Source organism: Promicromonospora sp. NPDC023805, assembly GCF_040639635.1.
Lineage (GTDB): Bacteria > Actinomycetota > Actinomycetes > Actinomycetales > Cellulomonadaceae > Promicromonospora.
The window spans coordinates 93,881-116,426 of sequence record NZ_JBFAAH010000007.1; the positions used below are offsets into that span (position 1 = coordinate 93,881).

Annotated in this window: 22 protein-coding genes; 11 read left to right on the plus strand and 11 right to left on the minus strand. The window is 72.6% G+C overall.

Annotated features, from left to right (window positions below; translation table 11 throughout):
• Positions 1-80 precede the first annotated feature (80 nt).
• The 8 genes from AB0F70_RS09590 to AB0F70_RS09625 form a co-directional block, all read right to left on the minus strand.
• The gene (locus AB0F70_RS09590) at positions 81-2,420 is read right to left on the minus strand and encodes a hypothetical protein (protein WP_357446743.1); all 2,340 of its coding nucleotides are present in this window, start codon (positions 2,418-2,420) and stop codon (positions 81-83) included.
• A 158-nt stretch (positions 2,421-2,578) separates the two neighbouring features.
• Complete coding sequence (locus AB0F70_RS09595; protein WP_357446746.1) at positions 2,579-3,562, minus strand: helix-turn-helix domain-containing protein; 984 nt, start codon at positions 3,560-3,562, stop codon at positions 2,579-2,581.
• Between the two features lie 124 nt (positions 3,563-3,686).
• On the minus strand, positions 3,687-4,979 hold the full coding sequence (locus AB0F70_RS09600; RefSeq protein ID WP_357446749.1) for a glycosyltransferase: 1,293 nt from the start codon (positions 4,977-4,979) through the stop codon (positions 3,687-3,689).
• Positions 4,980-5,067: 88 nt separating this feature from the next.
• On the minus strand, positions 5,068-5,859 hold the full coding sequence (locus tag AB0F70_RS09605) for an ABC transporter permease (RefSeq protein ID WP_357446752.1): 792 nt from the start codon (positions 5,857-5,859) through the stop codon (positions 5,068-5,070).
• Positions 5,856-6,614: an ABC transporter ATP-binding protein gene (locus AB0F70_RS09610; RefSeq protein WP_357446755.1), complete on the minus strand. Its 759-nt coding sequence runs from the start codon at positions 6,612-6,614 to the stop codon at positions 5,856-5,858. The genes AB0F70_RS09605 and AB0F70_RS09610 overlap by 4 nt, the downstream gene beginning before the upstream one ends.
• A complete protein-coding gene (locus AB0F70_RS09615) occupies positions 6,611-7,177 on the minus strand; it encodes a helix-turn-helix domain-containing protein (RefSeq protein WP_357446758.1) in 567 nt (188 codons plus the stop codon). Before AB0F70_RS09615 ends, AB0F70_RS09610 begins: the two co-directional genes overlap by 4 nt.
• A gap of 103 nt (positions 7,178-7,280) precedes the next feature.
• Positions 7,281-8,312 (minus strand): hypothetical protein, encoded by a 1,032-nt coding sequence (locus AB0F70_RS09620; protein WP_357446761.1) that lies wholly within the window; start codon positions 8,310-8,312, stop codon positions 7,281-7,283.
• 144 nt (positions 8,313-8,456) lie between these two features.
• Positions 8,457-9,449: a LacI family DNA-binding transcriptional regulator gene (locus tag AB0F70_RS09625; protein WP_357446764.1), complete on the minus strand. Its 993-nt coding sequence runs from the start codon at positions 9,447-9,449 to the stop codon at positions 8,457-8,459.
• A 173-nt stretch (positions 9,450-9,622) separates the two neighbouring features.
• On the opposite strand from AB0F70_RS09625, the gene AB0F70_RS09630 reads away from it, so the two are divergent.
• The 10 genes from AB0F70_RS09630 to pcaC all read left to right on the plus strand — a co-directional run bounded on the left by AB0F70_RS09630 (position 9,623) and on the right by pcaC (position 19,249).
• Positions 9,623-10,210, plus strand: coding sequence for a TRAP transporter small permease (locus tag AB0F70_RS09630; protein ID WP_357446767.1), 588 nt, complete (start codon positions 9,623-9,625; stop codon positions 10,208-10,210).
• Entirely contained in the window at positions 10,210-11,484 is a 1,275-nt protein-coding gene (locus AB0F70_RS09635) for a TRAP transporter large permease (protein ID WP_357446770.1), read from the plus strand. Before AB0F70_RS09630 ends, AB0F70_RS09635 begins: the two co-directional genes overlap by 1 nt.
• A 63-nt stretch (positions 11,485-11,547) precedes the next feature.
• Positions 11,548-12,600 (plus strand): DctP family TRAP transporter solute-binding subunit, encoded by a 1,053-nt coding sequence (locus tag AB0F70_RS09640; protein WP_357446773.1) that lies wholly within the window; start codon positions 11,548-11,550, stop codon positions 12,598-12,600.
• A 49-nt stretch (positions 12,601-12,649) separates the two neighbouring features.
• On the plus strand, positions 12,650-13,501 hold the full coding sequence (locus AB0F70_RS09645) for a shikimate dehydrogenase (protein WP_357446777.1): 852 nt from the start codon (positions 12,650-12,652) through the stop codon (positions 13,499-13,501).
• 1 nt (position 13,502) lies between these two features.
• On the plus strand, positions 13,503-15,356 hold the full coding sequence (locus AB0F70_RS09650; RefSeq protein ID WP_357446780.1) for a TIM barrel protein: 1,854 nt from the start codon (positions 13,503-13,505) through the stop codon (positions 15,354-15,356).
• Positions 15,353-16,153: a protocatechuate 3,4-dioxygenase subunit beta gene (gene pcaH / locus AB0F70_RS09655; protein WP_357446783.1), complete on the plus strand. Its 801-nt coding sequence runs from the start codon at positions 15,353-15,355 to the stop codon at positions 16,151-16,153. Before AB0F70_RS09650 ends, pcaH begins: the two co-directional genes overlap by 4 nt.
• The gene (gene pcaG, locus AB0F70_RS09660) at positions 16,146-16,835 is read left to right on the plus strand and encodes a protocatechuate 3,4-dioxygenase subunit alpha (RefSeq protein ID WP_357446787.1); all 690 of its coding nucleotides are present in this window, start codon (positions 16,146-16,148) and stop codon (positions 16,833-16,835) included. The genes pcaH and pcaG overlap by 8 nt, the downstream gene beginning before the upstream one ends.
• Positions 16,828-18,045, plus strand: coding sequence for a lyase family protein (locus tag AB0F70_RS09665; RefSeq protein WP_357446790.1), 1,218 nt, complete (start codon positions 16,828-16,830; stop codon positions 18,043-18,045). Before pcaG ends, AB0F70_RS09665 begins: the two co-directional genes overlap by 8 nt.
• Complete coding sequence (locus AB0F70_RS09670; RefSeq protein ID WP_357446793.1) at positions 18,042-18,863, plus strand: alpha/beta fold hydrolase; 822 nt, start codon at positions 18,042-18,044, stop codon at positions 18,861-18,863. Before AB0F70_RS09665 ends, AB0F70_RS09670 begins: the two co-directional genes overlap by 4 nt.
• Positions 18,860-19,249 (plus strand): 4-carboxymuconolactone decarboxylase, encoded by a 390-nt coding sequence (gene pcaC, locus AB0F70_RS09675; protein WP_357446796.1) that lies wholly within the window; start codon positions 18,860-18,862, stop codon positions 19,247-19,249. Before AB0F70_RS09670 ends, pcaC begins: the two co-directional genes overlap by 4 nt.
• Before the next feature lie 84 nt (positions 19,250-19,333).
• On the opposite strand, the gene AB0F70_RS09680 is transcribed toward pcaC, so the two are convergent.
• From AB0F70_RS09680 to AB0F70_RS09690, 3 genes are all read right to left on the minus strand, one after another.
• Positions 19,334-19,483 carry a hypothetical protein gene (locus tag AB0F70_RS09680; protein WP_357446799.1) on the minus strand — a complete coding sequence of 50 codons (150 nt, stop codon included), beginning with the start codon at positions 19,481-19,483 and terminating at the stop codon, positions 19,334-19,336.
• A 108-nt stretch (positions 19,484-19,591) separates the two neighbouring features.
• Positions 19,592-20,236, minus strand: coding sequence for a TRIC cation channel family protein (locus AB0F70_RS09685; RefSeq protein WP_357446802.1), 645 nt, complete (start codon positions 20,234-20,236; stop codon positions 19,592-19,594).
• A 56-nt stretch (positions 20,237-20,292) separates the two neighbouring features.
• A complete protein-coding gene (locus AB0F70_RS09690) occupies positions 20,293-21,393 on the minus strand; it encodes an amidohydrolase family protein (RefSeq protein ID WP_357446805.1) in 1,101 nt (366 codons plus the stop codon).
• Between the two features lie 244 nt (positions 21,394-21,637).
• On the opposite strand from AB0F70_RS09690, the gene AB0F70_RS09695 reads away from it, so the two are divergent.
• Positions 21,638-22,525, plus strand: coding sequence for an SIS domain-containing protein (locus AB0F70_RS09695; RefSeq protein ID WP_357446808.1), 888 nt, complete (start codon positions 21,638-21,640; stop codon positions 22,523-22,525).
• Positions 22,526-22,546: the final 21 nt, after the last annotated feature.

Here is a 22,546-nt window from a genome sequence, read left to right on the forward strand (position 1 = left end):
AGGACCTCCCACAAACGTGCGCGTTCTCGGCAGGTGCCGTCCTTCCCGCCGACGCGGGCCGGCGGGAAGGACGGGCGGTGCTATCGCTGTCTCGCGTGGAGCCGGGAACGCAGGGCGATCAGGGTCGCGCCGGCCAGCACCAGTACGAGCGCCGCCCAGATCGGCCAGCCGCCTGAGAACCCGGTAGCGGCCAGCTCCCCGTCGTCCGGACGGTCCGCGGCGTCCGGGGCGGGCTCGCTCGTGCCGGGTCGGTCGTCCGAGCCGTCACCTGGCGCGTCGTCACCGGGCTGGTCGGTGCCGGGCCCGTCGTCACCCGGGCCGTCGTCGGTCGGGGTCGGCGTGGGCGTGGGGGTCGGCTCCGGGTCGGGGTCCGGCTCGGGCAGCGTGCCGCCGCCGAGCCAGGCGGTCCCGGCGTCCGCCTCCGGGTCGACGTCGCGGTCGGCGACCGCCTCGTACTTCGCGTCCTGCACGCTCTCGGGCAGGGTCGCGTGCTCCCGCTCGAACTGTGCGGCGGGCATCGGGTCGCGCGGGGCGTCCGGGAATGCGATGCCGCCGGTGACGTCCATGTAGTAGTCCATGCCGCCGTGCTCGTACTCGTAGCGGAACTGCACGGTCTTCGTCGCCTCGATGAACTCGTCGTACACGTCCTGCGGGTCCCAGCCCTCCTGCACGGGCCACTGCGACACGTCGCCGCTGTTGATGATGTCGTGGAACGCACCCGGCCGGACGGCGTCGCGCTGCCGCAGCCACTCCGCGGCGATCCGGGCGGTGTAGACGCGGCGCAGGTCCGCGTACTCCGGGGCGGTGTTGACCGCTTCCTCGATCAGCGGGACCATCCGGTCGATGAGCCGCTGGAGGTTGCGGTCCAGGACCTCCTCGGGCACGAGCTCCTCACAGGTGGGTCCCGACCCCGGAGGCGCCGAGACCTCGAAAGGCTCCATCTGGACGTTCAGTGGTGAGTCCAGGATGTACAGCTGGTCGCCGTCCTCCCTCGCGGACGCCGGTAGCGGCTCGATCCACATGCGGTGCGAGCCCCAGCAGAGCTCGCCGTTCGGGCCGCGTTCGAGCGACTCGAAGAACTCGCGCCCCGACTCGGTCTCCGGGTTCAAGTTGTCGTAGAGGGTGCTCTTGAGCTCGAAGTCCGACTCGAGCAGGACCCGGCCGGCCTCGGTCGTCGCGAACTGCTCGTCGATGATCGTCTCGGGCTGGTCGGGGTTGAGATTCACCCAGAACTGGTCCCGCTCGAGGGCGAGCCAGGTGAACAGCGCGTCCGAGGACAGGTCGAGCACGGCCTCGCCGCCGAACGAGGGGTCGGCGCCCTCCGGCATCTCGGCGGCGGAGAAGGCGTAGTCGAACTCCTGCGCGCTCGGGTCGTCGGAGACATAGCGCAGCTCCAGGGATGTCCAGTCGATGCCACCCAGGGGGAACGGCGGCCGGAACTGGCGCGGCGAGGAGTTCATGAGCTGGTTGCCGGCGGTGCGCAGGTTTGCGGCGTTGCTCGCGCTGGTGCCCGAGTTGCGCGCCAGGGAGTTCACGGCACCGCCGCTCGGCTTCGCGGGCGCGCATGCTCGCCCAGGAGGGCAAGACGGGTTGAACGGTCCGCCGCCGCCGGGTGGGGGCGGGGGCGGGTTCGACCCGGTCGCCCGCGTGACCGAGTAGGTGGCTCCGGAGGCCCGCACCTGCTGCGCCGTGGTCGTGCTCGGCGTGGTGCTGAAGACGTGATGCGCCTTGTAGCCAGCGGTAGTCAGGTCCTTGTACGAGTTGAGCCGGGCCGTCGAGATCGTGTTTCCGGGGGAGACGTTGATGAACTGGCGAGTCCGGTTGTTCACCGCGCTCGTCGTCTGGCCGTTCTCCAGGCGGGTGTCCCGGCACAGCCAGTCGGCGGTGTCCAAGGGGAACAGGGTGGAGAGTGCAGTCCGCTCGTAGGCCAGGCCCCTGCTCTGGTCATCGTTGACCCTCCCGTACAGGCCCTTCCACTGGTCCCACGACAACCGAGCGTCGGGGTTCCCGGCGAGATGGGTCTTGTAGCTCCACTCGAGGCGCTTTGTGCTGTCCATCGGATCGGCCGCCCACTCGTCCGGCACCCGGTCCAGGTACTCCCTGGTCGGTTCCACGTAGGAGTCGAGGATCGCGTCCATCTCGGTGTCGTACGTGTAGTTCTCGGCCTCGGCCTCGACCGGCTCCGCCCCCTCCTCGGGGAACTCCTCGTAGATGTACTCCTCGGACTGGCCGACGAGCTCCGAGCAGAACTCCGTGTGCGAGTGCGCCACCGCGTCCGGCGCGTCGTACACCGGCACGATGGCGGTACCGCTGACGGCGGCGGTGACGCCGATGGCGACCACGCGGAGCAGGGGCCTTCTACGGCGTTCGCGCCGCCGGCGCCGCGCGGGCGCTGGATCTCGGGTCTGGGGCAGGTTCATGACAGGCTGCGTCTCCGTGGGTCGGAAAGGGTGAATTCGGGCAGACGCAACGTAGGAAATGTGTCCGGTCACGGCAACGAAATGCACCCTGGCGCAAAGCCTTGCCACAACGCCCTGTCACGGGCCTTGCCGTACGCCCGCCGCCGGGCCCCCGACGGTCAGCGACCGTGGACCAGGTCGTTCCCCATGGTGGTGCGCATGTGCAGCACGCTCGTGCCGCTGCGCCAGGTGGTGATCAGCCCGGATCGCCGGAGCACCGCGGTGTGCCGGCTGACGCTGGAGGGTGAGGCGGCGGTCCGTGCCGCGAGGGCGGTGGTCGACAGCTCGGTGTCCAGTACCCGGAGCACCGCCGCCCGGGTCGGGCCCAGCAGCTCGCTCAGGGCGTCGGCCTGCGGCCGGTCCGTGGGGTCGCGGTCGGGCCGCCAGAACGGCTCGCGGCTGACCGGGTAGACCAGCACGGGCTGCAGCTCCGGGTCGGCGAGGGTGATCGGGTGGTTGATGCCGAAGAAGGTCGGGACGAGGGAGAGTCCGCGGCCCCCGAGGTGCAGGTCCCGGGTCACGGGGTAGTCGATCTCCAGGACGGGCGCCCGCCAGCGGGTCCTCGGGCCGAGCGTGCTCAGCACCGCGTCGACGCCGTGCGTGAGCGTCCGGTGCGCCAGGCCGGCCACCCAGCGGCCGGTGATCTCTGCCGCCTGGTCGACCTGCGGCGTCACCACCGTCCGGTGGTAGCGCCGCATGGCGACGCCGAGCCGGTGCAGCGCGGCGGGGCGGCCCGCCGCCACGTCGTCGAGCCACGGCCCGGCTCCTCTGCCGCCGTCGAGCCTGCCGACCTCCGCCCGGAGCCGCTGCTTGCCGGTGGACAGCACTGTCTCGACGCCCGCCTCGAACTCCGTCGGCAGGGCCGCGGGTGTCAGGAAGTCGGGGAAGTAGCCGCGCGCGGGAGTCAGCGTCGCGAGCAGCTCCGCGTCGCGCATCGTCCCGGCCTGGACGAGCCTGCGCCGGGCGAGCCTGCTCCACGAGCCGAAGTACGACTCGGGCCGGGCCACCTGGTGGACGCTGAGGACCAGCTCCCACATCGGGTCGAGCCGGGTCCCCACGCGGGTGCGCACCAGGTCGGTGGCAGAGAAGTGAATGCGAAGCACAGGTCCCCCCAGGACTGTTCCGGCTCTCACGGCGGCGCGCTCCCGCGCGAACTGTAGAGAGGCGAGATCCTGAGCGGTAGTACATCGCTGTAGACCTTCGCTGCCGCGTGCGCCGGCTCGAAGGTCAGCGACCGGCCTCGGCGGCGCGCTCGACACGGGCGACCGCCCGGTCCAGGCCCCGCTCCCGGGAGATGCGAGCCCCGAGCTCTGCTGCAGCGGCCGTCGCCGCCGGTGCGCACGCCTCGGCGATCCGCCCGGCCAGCGCCGGTCCGGTGAGCTTGCGCTGGGACAGGGGCGTCGGGGCGACGCCGCGCGCGTGGGTCACGCGCCCCCAGAAGGGTTGGTCGGCTACGAACGGGCACACGACCTGGGGCCGTCCGGCGGTGAACGCGGTGCCTGTGGTGCCCGCTCCGCCGTGATGCACGACGGCGGCCATCCGCGGGAACAGCCGCTGATAGTCCACGTCGCCCACCACGAGCAGCTCCACGCGGTGCTCGTCGGCCGCGGCGCGCGCCGCCTCGGCGTCGAGCCCGCCCCAGGCGGTGGCCATCACCAGCCGGTTGCCGGTCAGGGCCGCGGCCTCGACGACTGCGCGGGTGCTCGTCTGCGGAGCCAGCCCCGACATCGAGCCGAACCCGGCGAACAGCGGTGCGGCTCCGTCCGCCAGGAACTCCTCGACGACGTCCGGGAGCCGGGGCTCGGGTGGGAGGAACCAATACCCGGTGACCTCGGCCCCTGCGGGCCAGTCCTCGGGTCGGGGTAACACAGCCGGGCTGTAGGCGTGCAGGACCGGGACCGGCCCGCCGTCAGGCCGCACCGTCGGATCGTGCCGGCCCCGCCTGCGCGACAGGCCCAGAGCGTCCCGGCGCCAGCGGTCGATCACGCGGCCGAACATCGCCGCGGGCAGCCGCATCCCGCCGAACGTGGCTCGGTTCAGCCGGCCCGGCAGGCCGAACGGCAGCGACTGGCCCGGCCACGGGTACTCGCGCGTCGGGACGTACATCGGTAGCGGCAGGCCCAGGACCGCCCGGATCCCGAGTGCTTCGGCGACGTGCTGGCCGGCCAGGATCTGTCCGTTGTGGATGACGACGTCCGCACCCTTGCCGGCGCCGTGGGCGGCGACCTGCCAGGAGTCGCCCAGGACCTGGTCGAACATCGAGGGCATCTCGCGGATCTGCCGCAGCCGCATCCGGAGGCCGCCCCCGAACGCCTCGCCGGCCTCGGCCGGGGTGTCGAGCTGTCGCAGCGGGCCGTCGTCGACGCCCGCGAATGTCACGCCGTTCCCTGTGACGAGCTGCTCGAAGCGGTGCGGCGCACACAGGACCGCTTCGTGGCCTGCGGTCTCCAGTGCCCGCGCCAGCGCCACGAACGGTTGTACGTCACCGCGGGTGCCCAAGGTCATGATCAGCGCCTTCATCGGAAAGCTCCTTCAGGGTCGACAAAATGACCGCCGACCAGGCTTCCCGGCACACCAGTAATGACTGTAGACCTCCCCATCACCCGCGTCACACGTTCGTCAGGCGCCGCCAGGCGTTGACGACCGCTGCGGCGCCGAGCGGGGCCATCGCGGCGGCGAGCATCAGGTGAGGCGGGCCGACGGCGGCCGCGGCGTCCGCCCCGCCCATGCCCGCCCACAGGGACGGCGCGGCGTAGGGGAACCAGGTGCCGCCGCCGAGCAGCACCACGATCTGGGTGAGCGCGACCATGCCGACCAGCGCGCCCACCGTGCCGAGCTGGCTGCGTGTCACGGTCGCCACCCAGGCGAACGGCAGGGCGAGGCCACCGCCGAGCAGCCCGGCGGCGACGGCGTTCCGCACCCCTGCCCAGGTCGGGAAGGAATCGCCCGATACCCCGGCGACGAGCGCCGAGGCAGCCGTCGTGACGGCGACGGCCAGCACCACGCACGACGTGATCCAGGCCAGCGCGACCAGGCACTTGGCCAGTGCGACGGTGCCGCGCGGCACGGCCAGCCCGAACAGTGCCCCGGCGGTGCCGCTCTCCAGCTCGCGCCCGAACGACCAGGCGACGAAGAACCCGCCGGCGGCCAGGGCGGCGACCGAGAGGACCTGGCCGCACACCAGCAGGTGTGTCGTGGCGAGATCGCCGGCCGCGTAGTCGGCGAGCTTGGCCGCCGTCGGACCGACGGCCTGCGGTGACCGTGCGAGCGCGACCATCCCGACGCTGCCGAGCGGAACGAGGAGCACGAGCAGTGCCGTCGCGACGCGGGCGACGGTCGAACGGCGCAGCTTGAGCGTCTCGACGGCCAGGGCGGCGCGGAGCGCGGTTCCGGCGGTCACGTCAGGCTCCCGCTGCCGGCTTTGCGAGAGTCCGCTGCTCGGGTGTCAGCATCGAGGACCATGGCGAAGAACCGCTGCTCCAGATCCGTGCCCCCGGGCTCCAGCCGCCCGACGTCGCGCCCGCCGTGCAGCACGACTATCTCGTCGGCGACCCGGGCGACCTCGTCGAGGTGGTGGCTCGAGACGAGGACCGCCGCGCCGTCGTCGGCCAGGCCGCGGACCAGCTCGCGGACCAGGACGACGCCTTGCGGGTCGAGGGCGCTGGTCGGTTCGTCGAGGATCAGCGCCGTGGGTCGATGGAGGGTCGCGCCGGATATCCCGAGGCGCTGGCGGTTGCCCATCGAGAGCGCGCCGGCCCGGGTGTGGCGCCACGGGTCCAGCCCCATCCGCCCGACGGCGGCGTCAGCGGCTGCTGCGGCGGCGTGCCGCGCCAGGCCGTGCAGGCGGGCGGCGCAGCGGAGGTTCTCGGTAACGGTCAGCTCCGGGTAGACCAACGGCGTGTCGACCACGTGGCCGAACCGTCTGGCGGTGTCCACGGGCATGCCGGCCGGGTCGTGGCCGAGGATCCTGGCCACGCCATACGTGGGGCGCAGGCGGCCGGTCAGCGCGCGCAGCGCTGTCGTCTTGCCCGCGCCGTTGAGGCCGATCAGAGCCGTGACCCGGCCGGGCAGGACGGTCAGCGTGAGGCGGTCGAGGGCTGCTCTGCCGTCGAAGGTGTGCGAGACGTCGTCGAGCTGGAGGGCGGGCGCCGTCATGAGGCCGCTCCTGCCGGGGCGAGCTGTGCCAGGGCGCGGCGGACGAGACGAGCGAGCGTGACGTCGCTGGGCGCGGAGCCCCAGGCCAGGAGAGCCGCGGTGGTGGCGGCCAGGCAGGCGGACGCTGAGATCGCGGCGTCGAGGCGATCGACGCCGTCGGCCACGAGCCGCTCGACGATGGCGTCCTGGGTGGCCTCGGTGCTGATCGTCATCGCGGCGCGCAGCGAAGGGGAGGTGGCGACCAGGGCCACGCGGCGCCTCGCCGTCGAGTCCTCGGTGGGCGTGATGTCGCCGAGGGCGGCGAGAAGGCCGAGCCGGGTGCGCTCCAAGGGCGGAAGACCGGTCGGCTGGGCGCCGACGGCCTCAGCGATCAGCGGATCGTACGGATCCGTGACCAGCACGGCGTCCTTCGTCGGGAAGTGCCGGAAGAACGTCATCGGGGTGACTCCGGCGGCCTCCGCGATCTGGTTCACCGTCGTGGCGTCGTAGCCCTGGCGCTCGAAGAGATCGAGCGCCGCATCGAGGATGCGGGCCCTGGTCCGGAGGGTGCGGGGTGTGACCATCCCATAATGTTAGTCACTAACATTGGCGCGGCCAAGGCCTGTCGGGCCCGGGACGTCGCCGCTCCGGCCCGGCGCCCCCTCGGGCCGGGCCGGAGCAGAGTGATCAGTTCGCGCGCGCGATGGCGATGTTGGTGTTCCCGCGCTGGCCGGCCTCGTAGAACATGTGCAGCCGGCCGCCCTCCTCGGCGAAGCTCGGCGCCGCGGCCCGGGTAGCCACCGGCTCGGTGTACAGGACACCGAGGTGGTTCTCGCGGTCGAAGCTCGTGCCCACGTGGGCGACGTGGATCGAGCCGCTGCCGCTGTGGTAGACCACGTGGCCGCCGCCGTTGCGGGACCAGTAGTGGGCCCCGGAGAGCTGGCCGCCCTCGCCCGCGGCGGGCGAGATCAGCGGGTCGGGCTTGAACTGCCAGCCCGAGGCCAGCCGCTGCGACCAGCCGATGAAGATCTTCCGGGTCCCCGCCTGGTTGCCCATGAACAGCATCACGTACATGCCGGGCCTGGAGGGGTGGGGAAACACCCGCGCGTAGGAGGCCTCGCTGACGTTCGACGGCAGCATCCCCGTGGTGAGCACCGTGCCGCCGTAGGCGAAGCCGCGCCCGTCGGCGGAGGTGGCCACCCTGGTGGTGGTGTTCTCCCCGTGGAAGTACAGGTAGACCCTGCGGTCGGCGGCGTTCCAGACCGCGTGCGGGCTCGAGACGTGGCTGACGGAGTAGTGCGGCGACCAGGTGCGGGCGATGATCGGGTTGCCCGGGTGCTCCCGCCAGGGGCCCGCGAGGGAGTCGGCGTACGCGAGGCAGATCCCGCCGGGCGGGTCGTGCGGGGCGTAGTACATGTACCAGGCGCCCAACGGGTTCGGCACCCTCCCGGCGACGTGCAGGATCGAGGGGAAGATGATCTCGTCGGTGGGGTTGTAGGCGAGCGCCGACCTGTCCATGGCTGCGCCGAGGCGGGTGAAGGACGGGAAGCCCGGCACCGCCGCTCGGGCCGGGGCGGCGATGCCCAGGGCGGCGGCTGAGCCGAGCACCGTCGCGCCCAGGAGCAGGCTGCGCCGGTCCAGCCCGGGATCTCGGTTCGATGCCGGCCGGTTCGGTCTCGCTCGGTTCGATCCAGCTCGGTCCACGCGGTTCGGTTCCACGACGACTCCAGTCCGGCCCGGGCGCCCGCCGTCGAGCTCCGGTGCGCGACGGCGTGAGAGCGCCGGGCCAATCGGGATCGAATCTGTGGCCGGTGGTGTCCCGCGGTCAAGATGATCATGAGGATCTTCAGCAGGACGACGCCGTCAGGACTCGCGCGGCGCCGGACCCGATGACTCGCGCAGCACCAGCTCGGTAGGCAGCCTGATCTGCTCGGCGTCCTGCACCGAGCGCCCGGCGAACTGGTCGATCAGGAGCTCCACGGCCAGCCGGCCGGCATGCGCGCCCGGCCCGCCGAGCGTCGTCAGCGACGGGTGGACGAAGTCGGCGGCGAAGATGTCGTCGAACCCGACCACGCTCACGTCGTCGGGCACGCGGACGCCGCGCTGCGTGAGCCTGCGGATGACGCCGAACGCCAGCAGGTCGTTGTGCGCGACGATCGCCGTAGCGCCGGTGCGCAGCGCGCCGTCGGCCGCGACCCCGCCGTTCGCGACGTTCGGCGTGTACGGGCCGACCCGGTGCGCGGTCATGCCGTGCTCCTCGGCCCCGGCGCTCAGCGCCGCCCACCGCACGGCGCCCATCCAGGAACCGGGCGGTCCGGCGCAGTAGGTGAGGCTCCGGTGGCCGAGCGAGGCCAGGTGCTCCAGGATCTGCTGGCAGCCCGCGCCCACGGCCAGCGCCACGCTGGTCAGGCCGGTGAGCTCACGGTTGAGCAGGACCACGCGGTGCCTGCCGGCCAGGGCGACCAGGTCGTCGTCGGCGAGCCGGCTCGCTGCGAGGACGAACCCGTCGACGGTCGGGGCCAGGTCGCGGATCTGGCCCTCCTCGACCCGCTGCGACTCCTCGGCGTTGACGATGACCAGCGTGACGTCGGACGCCCTGGCGCGCTGCTCCGCGCCGCGGATGAGCTCGAAGAAGTGCGGGTTGGTGATGTCGGACAGGACCATCGCGATCGTGCGGTGCCGCCCGCCCGGCAGCGCGCGGTTCTGCGGGCTGTGCTGGTACCCGAGCTCGGACGCGGCGGCGAGGACCCGCTGCCGGGTCGCCTCGTTGACCCGGCCGGGCTTGTTGAAGGTGCGCGAGACCGTCGACGCGGCCACGCCCGCCGCCTTCGCGACGTCGTAGATCGTGGGCTGCACCTGGGCATCTAGCCATACGCGCGGCAATTTTGGCAACTGCTTGCACAAGTTGTCGGGCGGTTTCTACTGTCGCCGCAGTGACGACGCCACACGCCGACGTGTGGTGATGACCGCACCACACCGCTGTGTGCTGCCGGACGGAAGGGGACCGTCACGATGTACGTGAACCACGCATGAGCCCGGCTGAGAACCCGCCGGAGAACCCGCCGGAGAACCTGGCTGAGAGTCCGCCGGGGGAGCGCGGCACGAGACGGGGCATCGGTAGCCTCGTCCGCTTGCTCACCGCCGTCGAGCTCGGCATCACGTGCCTCGCCGCGGCCATGATCTTCGGGCTCATCCTGTTCCAGGCGGCGCAGCGCTACCTGCCCGTGCCGTCGATCGTCTGGGCGGGCGAGCTGTCGCAGTTCGCGCTCATCTGGCTGACGTTCGTCGCGGCCGGGGTGCTCGTGACCCGCAACGGCCACATCGCCATCGAGCTGATCGACACCCTGCCCAGCCCTGTCGTGGTGCGGGTGGTGCAGACCTTCGCGATGGCCCTGGTGGCGCTGATCGCCGGTGCGTTCGCCTGGGCGTGCTGGGAGCTGGTGTACTCGGCCGGCTTCCTCACCTCGCCCGCGCTCGGCCTGCCGATGTCCTGGGTGTACGGGATAGCGCTGATCGGCCTGGTGAGCGCGACGATCAGGGCCGCCGTCGGCACGGTGCGGGTCGCCCGCTTCGGCATGCCCGCCACAGGAGACGCCACGGAAGTCGAGGTGCCGTGATGACCTCGCTCCTGCTCGTCGTGACGATCATGGCGCTGCTGACCCTGCGCGTCCCTGTCGCGTTCGCCTTCCTCGGTCCCGGCCTCGGCTACCTGCTCCTCGAGGGCCAGTCGCTCGGGCTGCCCATGCGGCTGGTCGCCGACGCGACAGGCAACTTCGTGCTGCTGGCGGTCCCGCTGTTCATCCTGCTCGGTGTGGTCGCCAACCATGCGGGCATCGCGGACCGGCTCTTCGACTTCGCCCTCGCGCTGTTCGGCAGGGTCCGCGGCGGGCTCGGCTACGTGAGCGTCGGCGTCAGCCTCGGCTTCTCCTGGATGAGCGGGTCCGCGGTGGCCGATGCCGCGGCGCTGAGCAAGGTCGAGATCCCGCCGATGCTGCGCGCCGGGTACTCCCGGCGGTTCGGCCTCGGCGTCGTGGGGGCGTCCGCGCTCATCGCGCCGGTCATGCCGCCCAGCATCCCGGCGGTGATCTTCGCCGGGATAGCTGCGGTCTCGACGGGTGCGTTGTTCGCCGCGTCCGTGGTGCCCGCGCTGCTGATGGTGCTCGGGCTGTGCGTGGTGGTGTTCCTGCTGGTGCGCCGCCAGCCCGACATCCGGCACATCGGGTTCTCCTGGGCGCGGGTCGCGGAGACCGGCAAGCGCGTGGTGCTGCCCCTCGGGGCGCCGGTGGTCATCCTCGGCGGCATCCTGGGCGGGCTCTTCACGCCGACCGAGGCCGCGGCGGTCGGCGCCGCGTACATGATGGCGCTCGGCTTCGGGTACCGGAAGCTCAAGGTCAGGGACCTGCCGAAGATCTTCGTCGAGACGGCGCTCAGCACTGCATCGATCATGCTCATCGTCTCGTCGGCCGCCTTGCTCGGGTACGTGCTCGCCCTGGAGCGCGTGCCGCAGGCGCTGTCCCAGCTCGTGCTCGGGATCACCGACGACGGCACGGTCTTCCTGCTGCTGGTCCTACTCCTGATGCTGGTGCTCGGCACGGTGGGCGACGCGACGCCCATCCTCGTGCTGGTCGTGCCGATCCTGATGCCGATCGCCCTGGCCCTCGGGGTGGACCCTCTCGTGCTGGGCGTCGTGATGATCATCTCGCTGATGATCGGGCTGCTGTCGCCGCCGGTCGGCACGGTGCTCTTCGTCCTCAGCTCGACCCAGCGGGTACCGGTCGGCGAGGTCTTCTGGGGCGTCCTGCCCTTCATCGTGCCGCTGATCCTGGTCTGCCTGCTGATCATCTTCTTCCCCGGCATCGCCACCTGGCTGCCGGCACAGCTCGGGCTCTAGCTGCTCTGCTCGCTCCTTCAACCCAGCCGACGACGACGTCGGTACGAACCGAGAGGACCCGTCATGAACCTCTATCACAACCGCTCCAGACTGCATCGCTCCAGGACCGCCGCGGCGAGCGCGGCCGTGGCCCTGCCCCTGGTGCTGCTGACCGCCTGCGGCGGCGCTGGTGACGACCCCGGCGGGGACGCCGGAGGCGGCCAGGTCGAGCTGACGCTCGCCCACAGCTACACCGAGGACCAGCCGCAGCACACCTGTGGCGCCGAGGTCATCAAGGAGGAGGCAGAGGCCGCCGACGTCGGCCTCACTGTCGAGGTGTACCCCAACAGCCAGCTCGGCGGGGACGCCGACCGGATCGCGTCGGTGCAGTCGGGCGACGTCGACATCGACATCCAGGGTGCCTCGGCGCTGGCCGCCGTCTACGAGCCGGCCGGGGTGGTGGACGCGACCTACGTGTTCGACGACGGCGCCCACCTGGTCCGGTTCTTCACCGACGGCTCGGCCGACCAGCTGGAGCAGGACTTCAAGGACGCCTCCGGGGGCGTGTCGATCCTCGGCGCGTGGTCGGCCGGCGCACGGCAGTTCACCGCGAACGAGGCGATCCGGGAGCCCGAAGACCTCGACGGGCTGCGGATGCGTTTCCCGGGGTCCGCGCAGCACCTGCTCAACGCGCAGGCGCTCGGCGCGGAACCCACCGAGGTCGCCTACGAGGAGCTGTACCTGGCCCTGCAGCAGGGCGTGGTCGACGGTCAGGAGAACCCGCTGACCAACATCTCCGCCAGCAACCTGGTCGAGGTGCAGGACTACGTGAGCATGTCGGACCACGGGCAGAACTCGAACCTGATAGTGGCCGCGCCGACCTTCGACTCGGAGCTGGACGACGACCAGCGGGCCGCGCTCGAGGCGGCAGTGGCGGCCGCCGTCGAGCAGATGCCCGGCTGTGTCGAGGAGGCCGAGCGGGAGATCCTCGAGAAGTGGGTGCAGGAGGGCTCCGTCGAGATCGTCGACGACGTCGACCAGGAGGCGTTCGCGCAGCAGACCGACGAGTGGTTCCGCGCCAACCTCGAGGGCGACTCGCTGGCCGTCTACGAGGCCATCCGGGGCTCCGCACAGTGACGCCGGTACCACCAGCGCCCGTACCACGAGCGCAGAGGACGGGCGCGCCATGAGCAGCGGCTACCGGGTCGCCCTGCTCGGCAACGGCATCAAGCCGTCGCTGTCGCCCGCGCTGCACATGGAGGAGGCGCGGCGGCTCGGCCTGGACTACGAGTACCGGACCGTCGACCTCAGCGGACGCCGCGAGGTGGACCTGGGCGCCGAGCTGCGACGGCTGGAGGCCGCAGGCTTCGACGCGGCCAACGTGACCCACCCGTTCAAGCAGGCGGTGCTGGGCCACGTGGCCGACCTCAGCCCGGTCGTGCGCCGTCTCGGCTCCGCCAACCTGGTGCTGCTCGGTGACGGCCGGCGGACCGCGCACAACACCGACGTCACCGGCTTCCGCGCCGCCCTGGAGGGCTTTCTCGGTGACCGTCGGTCCGGTGGCCGGTCCGGCGGCACGGTGCTCCAGGTCGGCGCGGGGGGTGCCGGGCTCGCCACCGCGTCGGCGCTGCTCGACCTCGGGTTCGACCCGGTAGTCGTGCACGACGTCGTCCCGGCGGCGGTCGAGGCGATGGTCGACCGCTTCTCAGGCGCGCTGCGCGGCAGCGGCGGCTCGCTCGACGCCTGGCTGCCCCGGGCTGACGGCGTCGTCCACGTCACGCCGGTGGGCATGGCCGAGCACCCGGGTGTCGCGTTCGACGTCGACCGGCTCGGCCCTGACACGTGGGTCGCCGAGGTCGTCTACCGGCCGCTGGATACCGAGCTCCTCCGGCGCGCACGGGCCCGCGGCCTGCCGACGCTCGACGGTGGCGGGATGGCCGTCGGCCAGGCGGTGGAGAGCCTGCGCCTGATCACGGGCCTCGAACCCGACGTCGACCGGATGCACGCCCACTTCGACCAGCTCGTCACGGAGGGCTGACATGCGCCGGTCGATCGCCACCGTCTGCCTCAGCGGCAGCCTGGAGGACAAGCTCTACGCGTGCGCCGACGCCGGGTTCGACGGCGTCGAGATCTTCGAGCCCGACCTCGTCGTCAACGACCGCAGCCCGGAGGAGATCCGGGCGCTCGCGGACCGGCTCGGCCTGAGCCTCGACCTCTACCAGCCCTTCCGGGACTTCGAGGGCGTCACCCCGGACCTGCTGGAGGAGAACCTGCGCCGGGCACGGGAACGGTTCACGACGATGCGCCGCCTCGGTATCGGCACCGTGCTGGTCTGCAGCAACGTGGGCACGGCGACCGTCGGCTCCGACCAGGTCGCCGCCGAGCAGCTGCGCCGCCTGGGCGACCTCGCCGCATCCTTCGGGATCCGGGTCGCGTACGAGGCGCTGGCCTGGGGCCGGTACGTCGACGACTACCGCCGCTCCTGGCGGATCGTGCAGCTCGCCGACCACGAGGCCGTCGGGGTGTGCCTCGACAGCTTTCACATCCTCTCCCGCGGGCACGACCCGGCCGGCATCGAGGACATCCCCGGTAAGAAGATCTTCTTCGTCCAGCTCGCCGACGCGCCCGCGCTCACCATGGACGTGCTCTCGTGGAGCCGGCACCACCGCCTGTTCCCGGGGGAGGGCGTGTGGGACCTCGGCCGGTTCGTGACCCACCTGGTCCGCGCGGGCTACACCGGCCCGCTCTCGCTGGAGGTCTTCAACGACGTCTTCCGGCAGACCGACACCGGCCGGACCGCCGAGCACGCGCTGCGCTCCCTGGTCTGGCTCGAGGACCGGGCGGCCCGGCTCCTGGCCGACGACGGCGAGCCCGCTGCCACCAGGGATGGCGGGGACGGCCGGGCGAGCCTCCACCGGATCGCCGACGTCGACGTGCCCACCGGGTACGACTACGTGGAGATCAAGGCGGAGGACACGAGCGGGGTCGAGGTGCTGCTCGACCAGATCGGCCTCACCTTCAGCGGCCAGCACCGCACCAAGCCGGTCCGGCTGTGGTCGTCCGGCGACGCACGGATAGTGCTCAACGAGCAGCACGCGCGGGACCTGGACCCGCACCTGGCGGGCATCGGCTTCGGCGTGGCCGACGCCGCGGTGGCCGGCGACCGGGCCCGCGCCCTGGCGGTCCGCGCCGCCCCCCGCAGGACCCAGGACGGCGAGCAGGACCTCGCCGGGTTCGTGGCACCCAGCGGGCTGGAGGTGTTCCTCAACGACCGCCGCGACCGGACGGCGGCGGGCGAGGAGCCCGCCTGGGCCGCCGAGTTCGACCGCGGCCGGACCGGCGGCGCGGGGGAGATCACCGGGATCGACCACGTCAACGTCTCGCACGGCTGGGACGCCCACGACGAGGCGGTGCTGTTCTACACCAGCGTGCTGGGGCTGGAGAAGCCGACGGCTACCGAGGCCGCCGGACCGCAGGGCCTGGTCCGCAGCCAGGTGATGCGCACCCCGAGCGGCGCGGTCCGCATCTCTCTGAACGTCGCGCCCGTCGGGGTGTCGCATCCCGAGCACATCGCGCTGGCCTGCACCGACGTCGTAGCGGTCGCCCGGCGAGCCCGGGACCGGGGGCTCCGCCCGGTGCCCGTGCCGGACAACTACTACGACGACCTGCGAGCCAGGTTCGGGCTCGACGAGGCGACGCTGGCCCTCCTGCGCGAGCACCAGCTGATGTTCGACCGGTCAGTGACCGGCGAGTTCTGGCACTTCTACACGCCGCGCATCGGCCGCGTCTGCTTCGAGGTGGTGCAGCGGGTGGGCGGGTACGACGTCTACGCGGGAGACAACACCCCGGTCCTGCTCGCCGCCCAGGACCGGCTCGACAGGGGGACACGATGACGCCGGACGCCTCCGGACCGCCCCCGGCGCTCGACTCGCAGGCGCGGCTCAGCGCCGAGATCGAGGCCGCGCACCGCGCCTACGAGCAGGGCCTGGACCGCGGCGCGCCGGCGGAGTCCGGCCCGCGCCTCGACTGGCCGCCCTACCGCAGCTCGCTGCTGCGGCATCCGACCAAGGACCTGCACCATGCCGACCCGGAGACGATCGAGCTGTTCGCCCCGGTCTTCGGCGAGCGGGACATCGGCGCGCTCGAGGCGGACCTGACGGTCCAGCACCACGGCGAGCCGATCGGCGAGCGGATAGTGGTGCGCGGCCGGGTGGTCGACGGGGAGGGCCGACCGGTACGCCGCCAGCTCGTGGAGGTCTGGCAGGCCAACGCCGCAGGCCGGTACGTCCACAAGCGCGACCAGCACCCGGCGCCGATCGACCCGAACTTCACCGGCGTGGGGCGGATGCTGACCGACGACGACGGCTGGTACCGGTTCCAGACGATCAAGCCCGGCCCGTACCCATGGAAGAACCACTTCAACGCGTGGCGCCCCGCGCACATCCACTTCTCGCTGTTCGGGCGGGAGCTCACCCAGCGTGTCGTCACCCAGATGTATTTCCCCGGGGACCCGCTCTTCGCCCTGGACCCGATCTACCAGTCGATCCAGGACGCCCGAGCCCGCGACCGGCTCGTTGCGGCCTACGACCACGACGTCTCGGAGCACGAGTGGGCCACTGGATACCGCTGGGACATCGTCCTGACCGGGTCGCACCGCACCTGGACCGAACCGGAGGACGGCGATGAGTGAGCCCGCCACGAAGCCCTTGTCGCCGAAGCCCCTGCTGCCACCGACACCCGGCCAGACCGTCGGCCCCTTCTTCGGCTACGCGCTGCCCTACCCGCACGGCAACGAGCTGGTCGAGGCGGGCACCCCGGGCGCCGTCCGTCTGCACGGGACCGTGTACGACGGCGCGGGCGCGCCGGTCCCCGACGCGCTGATCGAGATCTGGCAGGCCGACCCGGCGGGCGCCGTCGTGCGCCGGAGCGGCTCGATCCTGCGCGACGGCACCTTCACCGGCTGGGGCCGCGCCGAGACCGACCGCGAGGGCGGGTACTGGTTCCGCACGCTGCGCCCGGGCGCTACCGAGCCGGGCCGGACACCGTTCTTCGCCGTGACCGTCTTCGCGCGCGGCCTGCAGGACCGCCTGTTCACACGCGCCTACCTGCCGGATGCCGGAGCGTCGGGCCAGGACCCGCTGCTCGCCTCGCTCGAACCCGAGCGACGGGCCACGTTGTTCGCACGCGGCGAGGCCGACGGCGCGCTGCGCTACGGCGTCAGTTGCTCGCTGCGCTTCGACATCCGCCTCCAGGGCGGACCACCAGGGGAGGAGGAGACCGTGTTCCTCACGTACGACCGCGCGCACGTCCGCACGCACGCCCTCGCCGGCGATCCGGCCGCCGCGGCCGGACAGGACGGCATCGATGCCTGACGTCGGCCTGCTCACCCCCGGCGCGGACCTCGGCCCCGGGTCCCCGGCCGCGATGACAGACGACGTAGCGGTGCTGCGCGCGATGCTGCGCACCGAGGCTGCATGGGTGCGCGTCCTCACGAGGCATCGAGGCGGCGACGGGCTGGACGCCGTCGTCGAACGCCTGGCCGGTCCGGACGAGGTCGCGCTTGCCCTCGCCACCCGGGTGGCCCGCGCGAGCGCCGGCGGGGGCAATCCGGTGATCCCGCTGGTCGCCGAGCTGCGCGACGCGGCGGGACCTGACCTCGCCCCGCTCGTGCACGCCGGGCTGACATCGCAGGACGTGCTCGACACGGCCCTCGTCCTGTTGCTCCGCGACGCGGCACGCCACGCCGACGCCGACCTCCGACGGGCCGTCACCGCCGCAGCCCGCCTCGCGGAGGACCACCGCGGCCGGCCGACGCTCGGCCGCACCCTCGCCCAGGCCGCCGTCCCGACCACGCTGGGCGCCCGGTTCGCGGGCTGGCTCCAGGGCCTCGACCCGGCCCGGGCTTTCCTCGCGGAGACCGCAGAGGCCCTCCCGCTGGCCTACGGCGGAGCGGCCGGCGAGCTGTCCGGCGTGAGCGACCTGGCCGACGGCGACCCCGTCGCCGACTGCGACCCGTTCGCGCTGGTCGAGGCCTGGGGCGACGAGCTCGGGCTACCCGTCGGCCCCGGCCCGTGGCACGTCACGCGCACGCCCTTCGTCCGGCTGGCCTCGGCGCTCGCGGAGGTGTGCGCGGCGCTCGGCAAGGTAGCGAACGACGTCCTGCAGGGGGTCCGGCCCGGAGTGGGCGAGCTGCGGGAGCCGCCCGCGCCGGGCCGCGGGGCGTCGTCGGCGATGCCGCACAAACGCAACCCCGTGCTGTCGGTGCTGGTGCGGCGCTCGGCGATCGCCGCACCGCACCTGGCGGCGCAGGTGCTGGCGGCAGCAGGTCTCGCCGTCGACGAGCGGTCCGACGGCGCGTGGCACGCCGAGTGGCCCGCCCTGCAGCAGCTCGCCCGGCACACCGTGGCGTCGGCGCATGCGGTCGCTGAGCTCCTGGAGGGTCTCGAGGTGGACACCGACGCCGTGGACCGGAACCTGCGCGAGGGCCTGACCGACGTCGGACGGGCGCCCGACGTCGCGGCGGCCGCCGCGGTGGTGGACCGGGTGCTCGGCCGGTTCGGCCGGCCGAGCGAGGAGCCGTGACCGTGCGGCCCCGGCTGGGTGCCGTCGAGCTCACGCTGCGTGACGCGACGCGTCCGCTGCTGGTCCTCGGGCCCTCGCTGGGCACTTCGGTAGCGGCGCTCTGGTCCGACGTGGCGGGACTGCTGGGTGCTGATCTCGACGTGGTCGGCTGGGACCTGCCCGGCCACGGCACCGCCCCGTCGCCCACGCCTGGTGAGCTCGACGGGCTCACCGTCGGCGACCTTGCGACCGCCGTCCTCGGCGTGGTCGAGCGGGCGCAGGCACGGCGCGGCGACTCCGGGGGGCCGTTCTGGTACGCGGGGGTTTCAGTCGGTGGCGCGGTCGGCCAGCGGCTGCTGCTGGACGCGCCCGGCCGGGTGCTCGGCGCCGCGCTGATCTGCACCGCGACGCGGTTCGGCGAACCGACTGCGTGGGCCGAACGAGCCGATCTGGTGCAGCGGGCGGGCACCCCTACCCAGGTGGAGGCGGCGGCCGGACGGTGGTTCGCACCGGAGTTCCTGGATCGCGCACCGGAGGTCGCCCTGCGGCTGCTGGCCGACCTGCAGACCGCCGACCGGTTCGGGTACGCCGCGGTGTGCCGCGCGCTGGGCGGCCACGACCTGCGGGGGCGGCTCGGCGTCGTCGGTGTCCCCGTCGTGGCGATAGCGGGTGCGGCGGACCGGGCGACGAAGCCCGCACAGCTCGCAGAGATTGCGCAGGCTATCCCGGGGGCCCGGTTCCACGTGCTGGACGGGGCGGCGCACCTGGTGCCGGCCGAGCGGCCGCAGGAGGTTGCCGCGCTGGTCAGGGAGCTGGTGGCGGGGTGGGTCGCGGCATGACCGATCGCGAGGACCAGCACCGCGAAGACGGCACCACCGTGCGGCGCGAGGTGCTCGGTGACACGCACGTGGACCGCGCCGTCGCGGGCACCACGCCGTTCACCGCCGACTTCCAGGACCTCGTCACCCGGTACGCGTGGAGCGAGATCTGGACCCGGCCTGGGCTCGACCGGCGCAGCCGGTCGATGATCACGCTGACCGCCCTCGTCGCCGGTGGCCACTGGGAGGAGCTGGCCATGCACGTTCGCGCCGCCGTGCGCAACGGGCTGAGCGTCGACGAGATCGGGGAGGTGCTGCTCCAGACCGCGGTCTACTGCTCGGTGCCGAGCGCCAACCGCGCGTTCGCCATCGCCCAGGAGGTGCTGAGCGAGGAGGGGCTCGTCTGAGACCGGTCGTGGGAACGGCCCAGGCCGCGACCTGCCGGGGGCATCAGCAGATCGCGGCCTGGAGAGGTCCGGTACGTTCCGGCGCTATGTCCGGCTGCGGTTGACCAGGCCGATGACCAGGCTGGCCACGAGCACGATCACACCGATCCAGATGAGGAACTGGCCGATCTCAGTGGCGACACCGAGAATCACGAGAGCCACGCCGACCAGGACGAGAATGAGCCACGAGGGCATGTTGATCTCCTTCCTCCTCACAGCGCACTGTCGCGCCGTGCTGTGTTCAACACTGCTCCCGTTCCCAGTTACTCGCATCTCGGGCATATTCGGCATTCTCGGTCGGTCTCACACCGCCGGCGGCGGGAGTGCCGGGCCGTGGTGGCCGCCCGCGGGCGGCGCTCCCCAGCGGTACCTCAGGGAGACCATCCGCAGCGCGAACACCACCGCGGCGATCGCCGTCCCGGTGCCGACACCGAACCAGCCCGCCCAGGAGGCCAGGCTCGTCAGCGCGGCCCCGATCAGCGCGGGGATGGCGTACAGCCCGCGGGCGCGGAAGATCTGCGGCACGTCGTTGGCGACGACGTCGCGGATCACGCCGCCGCCGACGGCGGTGACCACGCCGAGGATCGCGGCCGCCGTCGGGTTCATGCCCGCCGCGAGCGCCACCAGCGTGCCCGTGACGGAGAAGAGGGCCATGCCCGCGGCGTCGAACGTGAGCAGGAGGTCGTGGAAGCGCTGCACGGCGTGGGCGAAGAAGTACACGACCACGGCTGCGACGACCGGCGGGACCAGGTAGATCGGCGAGTCGAACGCGCGCGGCACGCCGGCGTCGAGGATCACGTCCCGCAGGATGCCTCCGCCGAGGCCGACGCAGGTGCCCAGCAGGAGCGAGCCGACGATGTCGAACTCGCGCCGGACGGCGAGCAGCGAGCCCGACACCGCGAAGAAGAAGACGCCCAGGAGGTCCAGGGCGAGCGACGTCCACGCCACGTGGGGCTCCTTTCCGCGGGAAACGCTGACAGGCAAGCGTAGAGCGGAACGGGCGATCAGCCCTGGTCGAGCCCGAGCACCCGGCGGGCGTTGCCCGCGTACAGCGCGGGCAGCAGGTGTGCGGGCAGGCCGGCGCCGGAGATCTGCCAGCGGCCCTGCGGCGGCACGTCGTCGCCCGGCGCGTAGTCGAAGCATTCGTCGTCGGTCTCGAGGAAGCGGAGGTAGACCTCGAGCTGCTCGGGGGACAGCGGGAAGGCGTCCGTGCCGAAGAGCACGCGGTCGGGGAAGGACTCGACGAGGCGGCGGAACCGTCGCGGCTGCCGCCCGAGCTCGCCGAGCCGGCCCGCGATGTCGACGGCGAGGTTCGGGGCCGCGCGCAGCAGCCGCTCGACGCGGTCGAGGTCCTCGGCGACGCAGCCGACGTGCGCGCCGATGTACTGCGTGCCTGGCGTCGCCACGAGCAGCCTCTCGAAGGCGTCCAGGAGCTGGTCGAACGACGGGTAGCGGTCACGGTCGGCGAACGACCAGTCGGGCTGGCCGGCGAGCTCGTCGAACCGCTCGTTGTGCGCGTCCAGCGGGTCGAAGAACGCCTTCGGGTCGGCGACGTGGATCAGGACGGGCAGGCCGAGCTCGCCGGCCAGGGTGAGCACGTCGACCACGCGCTGGTCGTCCGGAGCCACGAGCTCGCAGTCGGGCCCCATGACCGTGAGCCCCACGTTCTTCCATACCTTGACCCCGCGGGCGCCGCGTGCGGCGCTGTCGCGCAGCTGGTCCTGGATCTCGCGCTCCCCGCCGGGCTGGCTCAGGAGGGTCCAGTCGACCTGGCAGAACGTCAGGAAGCGTCCCGGATGGGCCCGGTCGTACCGGTCGAGGTTGGCCTCCAGCTCGTCACCCCACAGTCCGTCGAGGTTGACGACGGTCTCCAGGCCGGCGTCGTCCATCATCCGGAGCAGCGCCGCGACGTCGGGTGCGCACCAGTCGGTGGTGAGCCAGCGTCCGAGGTGGTTGTGCACGTCGATCGCGGGCACCGACGCGCGCGAGACCCGCGTGGCGGGCACGCTGACCTGGGGTCGCGGGGCCCAGTCGACGAGCCGGAGGTCCGGCACCGAGACGGTGGTGGGGCCCGTGGCTCCCAGGGGGCTGTGGTCGTGGCTCATTGCTGGCTCCTCGGCGACGGTGCTGGAAAGTGCTCGACGTGAGCGGCACGTCACCGAGGATCGGGTATTCGTGAGCAGATTGCCGACTTGTTACGCGATTCAATCACTCAGAGTGATCGAGTTCGCCAGTCTTGGTGACTGCCGCGCAACTGTCGAGCACGATGGGCGTCGACGGGGCCGAGCAGTCGGCGCCGAGCACCGGTGCCCGGCAGCGGGCGCCCCGGACGACGACAGGAAGCTGCACGTGAGCATCAGCACCATCACCGAGCGTGAGATCCGCAGCCAGCCCGAGGTCTGGGCACGCGCCGTCGCCGCGGCGGGGGAGGGTGCGCGGGTGCTGGGCCGGCCGGGCGAGCGGGTTCTGCTGCTCGGCTGCGGTACCAGTGCGTTCGTCGCCGAGTCGGTCGCCGTCCTGCGCGAGCGGGCCGGGCACGGCGAGACCGATGCCGCCTATGCGTCGGAGTGGACGCCGGGTCGCCCCTACGACCGGGTGGTCGTGATCAGCCGGTCGGGAACCACGAGCGAGGTGCTCGAGGCGCTCGCACTGGTGCCGGCGGGCACGGTGAAGGCGGCGGTCGTCGGTGTGGCCGGCTCGCCGGTGGTGGTGGCGGCCGACGAGGCGCTCGTGCTGGACTTCGCGGACGAGGAGTCGGTGGTCCAGACGCGGTTCCCGACGTCGGTCCTCGCGCTGGCGCGCACCGGGTTCGGCGAGGACCTGTCGGCGGTGCTCGACCAGGCGGCAGCGGTGCTCGCCGTGCCGCTGCCCGTGGACCCGGAGCGGTTCGACCACTTCGTCTTTCTCGGCAGGTCCTGGAGCTACGGGCTCGCACAGGAGGCAGCGCTCAAGATCCGCGAGGCAGCGCAGGCCTGGTCGGAGTCCTACCCGGCCCTCGACTACCGGCACGGACCCGTCGCCGTGGCGGGGGAGACCAGCCTGGTGACGCTGTTCGGCGACGCCGACCCGGCGCTCGCCGCCGACATCGAGCGCACGGGCGCCACCGTCCAGCACTGGGACCTCGATCCGCTGGTCCAGCTGGTGCAGGCGCAGCGCCTCGCGATCGAGCTGGCGGGGGCGCGCGGGCTGGACGCGGACAACCCGCGGCACCTCACCCGTTCAGTGGTGCTCCCCTGACACCGAGCCCGCACGCCTGAA